Raw genomic sequence first — 9865 nt, forward strand, 5'->3', positions numbered from 1 at the left:
GTAAGCCCGACGTGGCTTCATTACAGGCGACGAGCTTTACGTTCACAACAGGCCACCGCGGGCGTGTTGCCACGTCGGGCTTACGCCCCGACGCTCGCCTTGAATTGCTACGCGTACCCCAACTTCTCGATCAAATCGCCCCAGCGGTCGCGGACCTTCGCCCGTAGCTCCGGCGGCATCGGGTACTTGTTCGTCTCGTAGTTCTTGTTCCGCGCCGCGTACCCCTGCACCCGCGGCCGCACGGCGTCGAACCCGCCGAGGCCGAGGCCGGCGTACACCTTCTCCATCCCGCCGACCAGGTCCGTCACCAGCTCCTCGTACCGCACTTCCACCAGGTTCCCCGCCGGGATCAAGCTCCGCGCTTCCAGGTATCGCTCGTGGATGACGCGGAACTCGCGGAACACCTTCTCCTCGACCAGCGCGTCGTTCGCCGGCGTCTGGAGGCCGTGCTTCTTGCCGAGCGACTTCCACAGGTTCACGGTGCTGGGGAACAGGACGTGCGGGTCCCGCTGGATGTACACGAACTTCGCGTCCGGGAACAGTTCCAGCAGCGTCGGGATGCGGGCCGTGTGCGGCGGCGACTTCAGCACCAGCCGCCGCGGGTCGCGGTACGTCAGCGTCTGCACGAACCGGAGGAACGCCTTCTTCCAGTCCTCCCGCTGCCGCGGCGTCAGGCCGGACAGGTCGAGCGCGCCGGGGAAGATCGTCTCCCGGTTCGGGAACGCCAGGTCCGCGTAGGTGCTCGGCTGGCCCATCAGGCAGAGCGCGAACTCGTCTTCCTGCGGCCGCTCCCACCCGGCGGCCATGTTGTCCATCGGCCGCTTCTCCGGCATCAGGAACCAGAGGTGGTCCTTGAAGACCCGCTCGCTCAGCAGGATGTGGTTCGGCACGAAGCAGGCGAACGTATCCGGGAAGGCGTGCCGGTCGTCGAGGATGAGCAGCTCGTGCAAGAGCGTCGTGCCGGTCCGCCAGTGGCCGATGACGAACACCGGCGGCTGCACCTTCGTGTCCGCGATCCGACGGCCGTACAGCCCGTGCTGCATCCAGCGGAGGGCGGTGTGCGTGAAGCTCATGACGCCGACGCACCCGGCGATGTACCAGTACGGCGGCTGGACGGCGGCGCGGTTGGCGAGCAGGATGCGGAGCCACGCGAAGAGGTCGGCCCCTTCCCACAGACGCGGCGACCATTCGCGGGGTTTCGGGAGCACGTCGGCGGCACGCGGCGGGAGTGGGGTCATGGTTCGACATCCGTTTCGGGGCGGAGCGCACCATCAGTCAATCGGAAACGGCCGCCGCCGGCAACCCGCCGGCCGATTTCACCGCGCCCGCCGCGCCCACCGCAGCTTCGCCGACCGCGCCCGCGGGTTCGCCGCCTTCTCCGCCTCGGTCGGCCGGACCGGGTCGTCCGCCACCCGGTCGTAGACGCCGGCCCGCGCCCCGTCGCGGAAGGAAGCCTTGACCAGCCGGTCCTCGCCGCTGTGGAACGAGATGACCGCCGCCACGCCGCCCGGCTTCAGCACGCTCGGCAGAACTCGTAGCAACTGTTGCAGGTTCGCCAACTCGCGGTTCACCAGCATCCGCAGCGCCTGGAACGCCCGCGTCGTCGGCAGGAGCAACTGCTTCCGCTCCGGCGGCTGGCCGGGGCCGCGGACCGACCGCACCGGCACGGCGTGCCGGATGATGTCCCGCACCTCGCGGGTCCGGGTGAAGGGCAACTTCTCCCGCGCCGTGTGCAGCGCGGCGGCGATCTTCTCCGCCTCGTCCGGCGGCGTGTCCCCCAACTCGACGAACGCCGCGACGAGTTCCTCGACCGGCATTGCGTTCAGCAGGTCGGCGGCCGTCTTCCCGCGGCTGCGGTCCATCCGCATGTCGAGCGGCCCGTCCCGCATGAACGAGAACCCGCGGTCGGCGTCATCGACCTGCATGCTCGAAAAGCCGAGGTCGGCGAGCAGCCCGTCCGCCGCCTCGACCACCGACGCGACGCCGGCGAAGTTCCCGTGATGGAGCGCGAACGGGTTCCCGACCGCGGCCAGCTTCGGCTCGACCTTCGCCAGGTTCTCGCCGTCGAGGTCGAGCGCGATCAACCGCCCGGTCGGGTCGACCCGCTTCAGCAGCTCCACCGCGTGCCCGCCGAAGCCGAGGGTGCAGTCCACGACCGTGTGCCCCGGTTGAACGTTCAACGCTTCCAGGCACTCGGTCAGCATCACCGGGACGTGCTCGCCGGCGGCCGTGGACCGCTCGCCGGGGGCGCGGAACTGGCGGAACCACGGCTTCTCGCGGCGGGGCGGCATGTCGGCTCCTGTTCGCAAAATTCCGCTCTCGCGCGGCACGGCTACTACTATCCGCAGGCCCCGCGAGGAACACCCACTTTATGATCGACCCGCGGCAGTCCGTCCGTATTCCTTGCGCCGACATCGTAGCTCCGCGCGCAAGGAATGCGGACAAAATGGCCCGCCTCGCGCGTCAGTCGAGATTTCATCCCGCCGACGAAACCCGCACCGCAATCTTGACGGTTTGTCCCGGCTCTCGCGCGCGGCAATCAAAAGCGTGACATAGGGTGAAGCAACGACGCGGTCGGAACCCCCGCCGGAGTTCACTTTCTTCCTCAATCGTGACCCCGCCTATGCGAGCCCCCACCTCGACCATCGAACTACTCGACCTCGTGCGGAAGAGCGGCATCCACCCGTCGTCCCAACTGGACGACCGGCTCCGCACGTTCCCGAACCTGCCGGTGGACCCGACGCAGACGGCCGCCATGCTCGTCAAGCAGGGGATGCTGACGAAGTTCCAGGCGAAGCTGCTGCTCACCGGCCGGTACCGCGGGTTCCGGCTCGGGTCCTACGTAGTCAGCGAGCAGATCGGGCAGGGCGGCATGGGGGCCGTATACCTGGCCGAGCACGAGACGCTCAAGCGGCGGGTCGCGCTCAAGGTGCTGCCGCCGGCGAAGAACGACCCGAACGCGAAGCTCACCGTCGAGCGGTTCCTCCGCGAGGCCCGCGCCGCGGCGGCGCTCGACCACCCGAACATCGTCCGCATCCACGACGTGGGCCAACAGGGCGAGGTCCACTTCCTCGTGATGGAGTACGTCGAGGGGCAGACGCTCGAGGACCTGTTGCAGGCCGGCGGGCCGATCACCCCGTCGCGGGCCGTCGAGTACGTCGCGCAGGCCGCCGCCGGGCTGCAGCACGCCCACGAGAAGGGGTTCATCCACCGGGACATCAAGCCGGCCAACCTGATGCTCGCGAAGGACGGCACGGTCAAGCTCCTGGACATGGGGCTGGCCCGGTCGTCCACGAACGAGACGGACAAGCTGACGGAGCGGATGGACGAGGGGGCGATCGTCGGGACGGCCGACTTCATCTCGCCGGAGCAGGCGATGAACGCCCCGAACATCGACATCCGGACGGACATCTACAGCCTCGGGGCGACGTTCTTCGCGCTCGTCACCGGGACGCCGCCGTTCGCCGGGAACACGACGCAGAAGCTCGTCCAGCACCAGATGAAGGACGCCCCGTCCTTGACGACGATCGACAAGACGTTCCCGCCGGAGCTGGCGAAGGTCGTGGCGAAGATGCTGCACAAGAAGCCGGAGAAGCGGTACCAGTCGCCGGGCGAGGTCATCACGGCCGTGGCCGAGTGGCTGCCGAACGCCGGGGCGCAGCGGATGGTCGTCAGCCTGTCCGGGACGGACCTGGCCAACTCGGTCGAGATGCAGGCGACGCTCAGTGAGATCGCGAACAACGGGACGGCCCGGATCAGCAAGAGCAGGCGGCTGGGCACGGCCGGCGAGGTCCCGTGGAAGTTGTACGGCGGCGTCGGGGCGGCCGTGGCCGCGGCCGTCGTCCTCGTCTGCTGGATGATCTTCGGCGGCAGCCCCGCGGAGCCGGAGAAGCCGTTCGCCGGCAACCCGACCGGCGGCAACCCGGTTCAACCGCCGCCCGCGAACCCGAACCCGGCCCCGCCGGTCAACCCGGCCCCGACGAACCCGCCGGCCAACCCGCCGGCGAACCGGGTGAGCACGACCGTGACCCCGGCCGCCCGCGTCGTCCACGTGTTCGACGCGGCCGAGGTCGCGCCGGCCCGCGTCGTGTTCCAGAACGGCCAAAGCCCCCGGGAGGGGGAGTATCCGATCCTGCCGGCCGGGTGGCAGTTGCAGGTCTACGCGAAGGAGGCCGTCGGCGAGTTCCGCGCCCTGGACGTGGACGGCCGCAAGGCGTTCGCCGTCGGGAGCGTCGAGGGGGAACCCTCGGCCCAGCTCTGCTTCCGCCCGGAGCAGGGCGGGCTGAAGCCGTTCGCGGCCGGCCGCGTCTACGAGGCCCGGATCGAGTACAAGGTGGACGCGGGGGCGGGCGGGGCGAGCACCGTCCAGACGACCGGCGATTGGAAGAGCGTCGGCCACGTGAAGCTGACGGAAACGTCCTGGCAGACGGCGACCAACCGGTTCACCGCCCCGGACGTGCCCGTCCAGGTGACGTTCAAGGCCGACACGACGGCCCCCGGCAAGTTCCTCTACGTCCGGCGGGTCGAGTTCCTCGACGTGACGGACGGCCCGACGCCGGCCCCCGTGGCCGCGAAATTGGTGTACAAGCTCGACCTGTCCCGCCAGCAGCCGTTCCTGGAGGGCGGCCGGTTGGTCATGGGCACGGGCGGCCAGAAGGACTGGATGGTGACGAACCGGACCGGGACGGGTGCGTGGCCGGCGAACTGGAACGGCCGGCCGTGGCGGGAAGGGGAGGAGGCCGAGTTCTTCATCGAGTCGAACAACGGCCAACAGCAGATCGGGTCGCGGAACACCAAGGGGGCGGGGTCGGCGATGCTGTTTACCCCGGAAATCGCCGGGCTGAAGGGGGCGTGCCGGGTCGAACTGGAGTACCGGTCCGACGGGAAGACGAGTGCGATGCCGCTCGTCCGGTTCCTACCCGTCGCCCCGGCGCGGGACAAGGCGTTCGACCTGAAGAAGCTCGACCCGACCCGCGGGGCGTGGAAGACCGTCACGTTCGACGCCGACCTCAAGGGGGCGGCGGCCGGCCGGTTCGAGTTCCACATCACCGACCTCGGCGTCGGCGGCGAGCTCCGCATCCGCAAGCTCACCGTGTCCGCCCTCGACCGCCTCCCGGCGGCCGGCGGGGCCGGCACCGTCGTCTTGTTCCGGCTCGACCCGGCGGCCGTCCCGGCGTTCCGGGCCGTCAAGCAGGGGTCGCAGACGATCGAGGGGCAGCCGGGCACGTTCCCGAAAGGCGTCTACCTGCACGGCCACAAGAGGGAGACGCTGGCCGTCGTCGCCCGGGAGGACGTGGACGGCGTCCCGGCGTTCGGCATCACCCACCGCAACGACGTACCGTCCGCCCAGCTCGGGCTCGAGTTCGAGCGGGCCCCCACCGGGATCGGCCTGCCCCTCCAGGTCGGGAAGACCTACTCGTTGAAGTTCACCTACAAGACGACCGGCACGGCCGAGGGCGTGTCGTACTTCCAGGAGTACGGCACGTGGCGGCAGTTGAAGGTCCAAGAGCTGGCCCCGGCGGACGGCTGGAAGACGGTCGAGTACGAGGCGAAGAAGACGGACCAGCCGCTCCGGGCGGTCATCGACCTGAAGGGGACCGGCGACGGGAACACGCTGTACGTCCGCGACGTTTCGCTGATCGAGGTCGGTACGGGGGAGGCCCCGACGGCCGCCGCACCGGCGGGGTGGGCGTCGGCGTACAAGCTCGACCTGTCCGGCCAGCAACTGTTCAACGCCCGCGGCGGGGCCGAGCGGACCGGCGACCCGGCCGAAGACATCCGGTTCGTGCAGGCCGCGAAGGACGGGGCCGGCGACTGGCCGGCCGGCTGGCGCGGCGCGGGCTGGGACACGGACGCCGAGACGGCGTTCTTCGCGGTCGAGAAGAACGGCCGGATGACGTTGGGCGTCCGCCACCTCCGGCTGGCGGCCAAAAGTCCGAGTCGGGGGACCGGCATGATCTTCACCCCCCGCATGCCGCTCCCGGCCGGCAAGGTGACCCTCCGGTTCACCTACTCCTCGGACGGGGCCGGGGCGTCCGAGGCCCAGGTCAAGTTCAAGCCGGTCAAGCCGGTCGCCACCGCGTGGGAAGTCCCGACGCTCGGCAGCCTCCCCGGCACCGGCGGCAAGCCGGTCTCCCACGAGGCCGTCGTGGACCTCCGCGGGGCGACGGAAGGGTTCTTCGAGTTCCACAGCTTCCTCCCGAACCCGTCCCAGGCGTTCAACCTGTACGACTTCGAGGTGCTGCAACCGGGGGCCGCGTCCCCGGCCCCGCCGAAGCCGGCCAAGAACCTGGTCGAGGCCGGGACCGTGCAGGCGTTCGAGTTCGGGGCCGTCAAGCCGTTCCGCAGCACGTTCATGGACGGGAAGGCCGATTCCGACGGCGGCGCGAACCTCCCCGCCGGGGCGGGCATGAACTGTTGGAACAAGGCGTCGGTCGCCGAGTTCCGGGCCGAGGAGGTCGCCGGCAAGGTCGGCGTCGGCATGACGAACCTCAACGACACGAACAGCAGCCAGCTCCACCTGCACGACCTCACCGCGCTGGCGGCCGGTCAGTCGTACCGGATGAAGGTCGAGTACCTGACGAAGAACGACGCGACCGGGAGGCTCTCGGTCCGCCGGCCGAAGGAGAACTACCAGTCGATCGCGTCCGCCGAGTTGCCGGGAACGGGCGGGGCGTGGAAGACCGTCACGGTGGACTTCACCCGGCCGCCGGCCGGGGTCGAGGTGGACGCGCAGGTCGGCACCCCGACCGTCGGCGAGGGGAACACGCTGTACGTCCACAAGATCGAGATCGTCGCGCTGAAGGAACCGACGGCCGCGGCCCCGCCCGCGCCGCCGGCCCCCGCGGCGGGCGACGGCCCGGCCGTGTACGCCGTGGACTTCGCCGAGAAGGGGCCGTTCGAGTACACGATCGAGAACAAGAAGCCGAGCCTGGAGACGTGGAAGGTCCTCCCGGCCGGGGTGAAGGGGCTGACGTGGAAGGCCGAGTCGAAGGCCGAGTTCCGCGGCGTCACCGTCAACGGCCGGGCGGCGATGGCGGTGACGAACCTGAACGACGCGATCTCGTCCCAGGTGCAGGTGGATGTCGGCGACAAGGCCGGGGACAAAATTGCCGGCGGCAAGAAGTACCGGGTGAAGGTGGACTACCTGACGGCCAACGACGCGGCCGGCGTCATGGCCGTGCGGACGCCGAAGGAGAAGTACAGCCGGCTGGTGCAGGCCGACCTGCCCGGCACCGGCGGCGAGTGGAAGACGGCGACGCTCGACTTCGTCGCCCCGGCCGCCACGCCGGTCGATCTGGTCGTCGAGAACACGACGACCGGCGCGGGGAACACGCTCCACGTCGCGAAGGTCGAGGTCGTCGAGGTGAAGTAAGTTTCCACGTCCGAGAAACGGGTCGGGGGTCGGGCCGCGGGGTTCGACCCCCGACCCGTTTTCACGCGCCCGGGACTGGGAAAATCGTTGGACAACACCCGTTCTTGGCATATAAACACACTCTTCCGCCCCAGAAACCGTGTTGGGGGCGTTTCTTCGTTCCAACTGAGGTCGAACAAGAATCGACCTGGGAGGGTGATTTGTGGCGTTAATCGACGTGAAAGAGCTGCTCGACGCCGGCGTGCATTACGGCCACCGGGCCAGCCGCTGGAACCCCAAGATGCGGCCGTACATCTACGGCAAGCGGAACCTCATCCACATCATCGACCTCCGGGAGACGGTGCGCGGGCTACTCCGGTCCCACCGCTACCTGTCGCAGGTCGTCGCGAAGGGCCAACTCGTGCTGTTCGTCGGCACGAAGCGGCAGGGCAAGGACATTCTCGAACGCGAGGCCGCCCGGTGCGGCATGCCCTACGTCAGCGAGCGGTGGCTCGGCGGCGCGCTCACGAACTTCAAGACCATCCGCTCGCGGCTCAACCGCCTGGAAGAACTCGAAGCCATGTGGCTGCCGGAGGGGGACAACCCGAAGCGGCACGACATGACGACGTACATCGCCGGCATGATGAACGACGCCGGCAAGATGGACCTGAACAAGGCCCCGGACACGGCCCCGATCCGCCGGTACAGCAAGAAGATGATTTCGACGCTCAGCCGCGAACTCATCAAGATTCGGCGGAACCTGCTCGGCGTCCGCGAGATGAAGCGGGCCCCGGAAGTGCTGGTCATCGTGGACCCGAAGAAGGAGCACATCGCGGTGAAGGAAGCCCGGCGGATGGGCATCACCACGGTCGCCCTCATCGACACGGACAGCGACCCGGACCCGGTGGACCTGCCGATCCCCGGCAACGACGACTCGATCCGGTCGATCGAGGTCGTGCTCCAGAAGTTGGCGAACGCCGTGCTGGAAGGCCGGGCCGCCCTGCCGCCGGAGCAGCAGGCGATGTTGCAGAAGCCGCGGATCATCCCGAAGCCGGAAGCCCCCGCGCCGGCCCCGGCCGCGGAAGCCCCGGCGACGAACCCGCCGGCGGCCCAGCCTGTCGGTTAACCGGGAGTATATAGCCGCCGGCTTGCCGGCGGTTTTCGACACGACCCCCGCCGGCAAGCCGGCGGCTATATACGGACACTGCCAGAGGGACCAATGAGCACGATTTCCGCCGCCGCGGTGAACGAGCTTCGGAAGAAGACCGACCTGCCGATGATGGACTGCAAGAAGGCGCTGACCGAAGCCAACGGCGACATGGACAAGGCGATCGAAATCCTCCGCAGCCAGTTCGCGAAGGCGACGGTCAAGCGGGAGGGGAACGAGACGGCCGAGGGCCGCATCGGCATATTCGTGGACAACGCCGCGAAGCAGGCGGCGATCGTCGAGTTCCGGTGCGAGTCGGCCCCGACGGCGAAGAACGACCGCGTCATCGAACTCGTCGGCGAGCTGGCGAAGGCCGTCGCCACCGCGAACCCGGCGGACGTGCCGGCGCTGATGGCCGCGAAGCACGGCCCCGCGACCGTCAAGGAGCGGGTGGACGAGGTCGTCGGCGTGATCCGCGAGAAGATGATCGTCCAGAAGTTCGCCCGCGACACGGGGAACGTCTACGGCCAGTACATCCACCACGACGGCAGCGTCGGCGTGCTGCTCGTCTGCAAGGGCGAGAAGGCGGCCGACGAAGTGATGCGGGACGCCTCGGCCCACATCGCCGCGCTGAACCCGCAGTTCGCCCTGACGGCCGAGGTTCCCGCGGACCTACTGGCGAAGGAGAAGGAGCTGGCGATGGCGCACATCCTGGCCGAGCCGAAGAACCAGGGGAAGCCGCAGAACATCGTCGAGAAGATCGCGGAAGGCAAGATGAAGACGTGGCTGGCCGAGTCGGTGCTGACCGAGCAGCCGATGGCGAACGCCGCGAAGTACCCGAACACGACGGTCGGCCAGGCGCTCTCGAAGGCCGGGCTGACGGTGCTGAAATTCATCCGCTTCAAGGTCGGGGCGGTTTAATTCCTGACACTATTCACTGACACTGACACTGAGGTTCTCAATGCCGCATACCGAATCCGCGTGGAAGCGCCTCCGCCAGACGGAGAAGCGCCGCCGCCGCAACCGGACCGTCGCGAAGGCGCTCAAGGAGAAGCGGAAGACGCTGACCGAGGCGCTCAAGGGCACGGACGACGCGAAGAAGACGACCGAGGCGAAGGTCGTGGTGCAGGCCCTGGACCGCGCCGCGGCGAAGGGGTACATCCACAAGAACAAGGCCGCCCGGCTCAAGTCCCGGCTGGCGAAGAAGCTGAAGGCCGCCCCCGCGGCCGCGAAGTGACTCATCGCTAACGGCGCGAGCGGCGGGGGGGGGGGGGGGGGCCCCCCCCCCGGCCGCGGGGGGGGGGGGGGGGGGGGCGGGGCCCCCCCCCCCCCCGCCGGGGGCGCGATCACCCCACCCCGCAGAG

The 9865-nt window shown here is 69.3% G+C and carries 6 protein-coding genes; 4 read left to right on the forward strand and 2 right to left on the reverse strand.

Annotated elements, in window-relative coordinates; genetic code table 11:
• Positions 1-107: 107 nt before the first annotated feature.
• Together AC5JJ2_RS04415 and rsmH are read right to left on the reverse strand one after the other, a co-directional pair.
• Positions 108-1238 carry a sulfotransferase family protein gene (locus AC5JJ2_RS04415; RefSeq protein WP_495856745.1) on the reverse strand — a complete coding sequence of 377 codons (1131 nt, stop codon included), beginning with the start codon at positions 1236-1238 and terminating at the stop codon, positions 108-110.
• A gap of 78 nt (positions 1239-1316) precedes the next feature.
• The gene (gene rsmH, locus AC5JJ2_RS04420) at positions 1317-2291 is read right to left on the reverse strand and encodes a 16S rRNA (cytosine(1402)-N(4))-methyltransferase RsmH (protein ID WP_495856746.1); all 975 of its coding nucleotides are present in this window, start codon (positions 2289-2291) and stop codon (positions 1317-1319) included.
• A 332-nt stretch (positions 2292-2623) separates the two neighbouring features.
• Here rsmH and AC5JJ2_RS04425 point away from each other — a divergent pair, with 332 nt between their 5' ends.
• From AC5JJ2_RS04425 to rpsT, 4 genes are all read left to right on the forward strand, one after another.
• The gene (locus AC5JJ2_RS04425) at positions 2624-7375 is read left to right on the forward strand and encodes a serine/threonine-protein kinase (RefSeq protein ID WP_495856747.1); all 4752 of its coding nucleotides are present in this window, start codon (positions 2624-2626) and stop codon (positions 7373-7375) included.
• A gap of 202 nt (positions 7376-7577) precedes the next feature.
• Positions 7578-8480, forward strand: a complete 903-nt coding sequence (gene rpsB, locus AC5JJ2_RS04430; protein ID WP_495856748.1) for a 30S ribosomal protein S2 — start codon at positions 7578-7580, stop codon at positions 8478-8480.
• 93 nt (positions 8481-8573) lie between these two features.
• Positions 8574-9422 carry a translation elongation factor Ts gene (gene tsf, locus AC5JJ2_RS04435; RefSeq protein ID WP_495856749.1) on the forward strand — a complete coding sequence of 283 codons (849 nt, stop codon included), beginning with the start codon at positions 8574-8576 and terminating at the stop codon, positions 9420-9422.
• 40 nt (positions 9423-9462) lie between these two features.
• A complete protein-coding gene (rpsT, locus tag AC5JJ2_RS04440) occupies positions 9463-9738 on the forward strand; it encodes a 30S ribosomal protein S20 (RefSeq protein WP_495856750.1) in 276 nt (91 codons plus the stop codon).
• The last annotated feature ends 127 nt before the right edge of the window (positions 9739-9865 follow it).

The organism is Limnoglobus sp. (assembly GCF_059499385.1).

Excerpts from the sequence above, each read along its gene's own strand:
- tsf (WP_495856749.1), top strand. The coding sequence starts at position 8,574 with ATGAGCACGATTTCCGCCGCCGCGGTGAACGAGCTTCGGAAGAAGACC.
- AC5JJ2_RS04415 (WP_495856745.1), bottom strand. The coding sequence starts at position 1,238 with ATGACCCCACTCCCGCCGCGTGCCGCCGACGTGCTCCCGAAACCCCGC.
- rsmH (WP_495856746.1), bottom strand. The coding sequence starts at position 2,291 with ATGCCGCCCCGCCGCGAGAAGCCGTGGTTCCGCCAGTTCCGCGCCCCC.
- AC5JJ2_RS04425 (WP_495856747.1), top strand. The coding sequence starts at position 2,624 with ATGCGAGCCCCCACCTCGACCATCGAACTACTCGACCTCGTGCGGAAG.
- rpsT (WP_495856750.1), top strand. The coding sequence starts at position 9,463 with ATGCCGCATACCGAATCCGCGTGGAAGCGCCTCCGCCAGACGGAGAAG.